Source organism: Microcoleus sp. PH2017_12_PCY_D_A, assembly GCF_020738565.1.
GTDB lineage: Bacteria > Cyanobacteriota > Cyanobacteriia > Cyanobacteriales > Microcoleaceae > Microcoleus.
This window is the reverse complement of record NZ_JAEQCI010000255.1, coordinates 1-1556: the sequence shown is the minus strand read 5'-3', so window position 1 is coordinate 1556 and position 1556 is coordinate 1. Positions and strand designations below refer to the sequence as shown.

Genomic DNA, 1556 nt, shown 5'->3' with positions numbered 1-1556 from the left:
GTCTGAGAGTTCAATTGGAGGATGCCATAAGTGAGGGCGCATCAGGTTTCTTGCTTCTTTCTGATTGTGATAATTTAACAGGCTTTTCAATTCACATATTTCCAGTTTGTTTTGTCAACTCCTAATACTGAACCGACGCCCTAGGTACTAACTCTCTATTCGTTGATGCGGAACAGATTCCTGCGTCAGACGCTCGATGATGGGTCTGACCCCTGATTTTGACTTACAAGGCGAGCGGGGCATATTGTGGGGTCTTACCCCTTAATACATCCCGATCGCTAAAAATCCAGCGCTAAATCAAGACTTTGGGAAATAGAAAGGCGATCGGGGCAGAATGTAGGGTGTTACCCCCCGCCATGTCCCGATCGCTAAAAACATAACGCAAAATCTACACTTTGAAGGAGGCGATCGGGGCGATCGGGGCGATCGGGGTACTACTCCCTAAAAAAATGAAAGTGTAAGGGTAGTTCCTAGCAACAAGACACCCCCTTATAAAAAAAGAGGAGTAATGCCCGATCGCCCCGATCGCCCCGATCGCCCCGATCGCTTCTACTCAAACCCATACATCACAAGGAAACCAGGGGCGATCGGGGCCGATCGAAGTACCCCGATCGCTCCTGCTCGGGGCGATCGGTTGCTCGGGATAGATGAATGGGTATTCAAGCTTTCAGAAACAGCCAACCGAGATGGCACAACCTACGAAGTGGTGAAGGGATTGGGCATAGCGAATCACCTGCGCCCTGAAATCTTTGCTGCGCTGACACCCTCGCTGAAAGAACGGCTCAAAGAATTGAAAGAAGAGTTCGAGGGGCGGATTCCTGAAGATATCCAGAAATGGAGGGAGGCGATCGCAGCTTGGTCGGTCTTGGATACAGGTGTACCAAACCATCAGTGGCAACAGTAGCGTTTTGTGTACACCTAGCCCCAAACAAAAAAACTCATAGCAACTATTCAGTTGATGAGGGGAGAGAGCAACGGATTTTCGCTCGGTTGAGGGAGTTGAATCAGGATCAAAGGAATTGCTGACGTAGGGCTAGGTCAATTGGCTACAACTTTCTCAACAAAACTTTTGTCTCATTGGGGAGCGTTCAATTTTCTGGAGGCATCTGTACTTCGCTGGCCAAGTTCAAGGCTGTTGTACTGTTTTAATAGTATTAAAATACCTTTAAGATGGTATATACTAACTAGAGCGATCGGTACGTTACAACTTTCTAACCTTTAATTTGTTTCATAATTTATCTTTGCGCCCAAAGATTTCTTTGGTTGATATGTACGATGAAAATTTTGACCCCTGCTACTGTCATAATATTAGTTATATTAATTGAATATTATTCTTTTAATATAAATACTGATAATATAAGTTTTCAACTTTACATTCTCTGTGGTTATATTGTTTTAGCAATACTCCGGACAGTTTTTAAGCAGCAAGACTACCATAGGATAGGACTGACGGAAGGTGGTAGTGCCCTGAAGGAAAGGATCGGAGTAAGCTATAATTAGAGAAGTGTTTCCCATAGCGTGATATGACATTAGAAATTAGTTGCCCTAATTGTTGC

At 44.6% G+C, this 1556-nt stretch carries 1 protein-coding gene; it reads left to right on the top strand.

Features of this window, described 5'->3' with window-relative positions; genetic code table 11:
- Positions 1-508 precede the first annotated feature (508 nt).
- A complete protein-coding gene (locus JGK39_RS33395) occupies positions 509-904 on the top strand; it encodes a hypothetical protein (RefSeq protein ID WP_293262922.1) in 396 nt (131 codons plus the stop codon).
- Positions 905-1556: the final 652 nt, after the last annotated feature.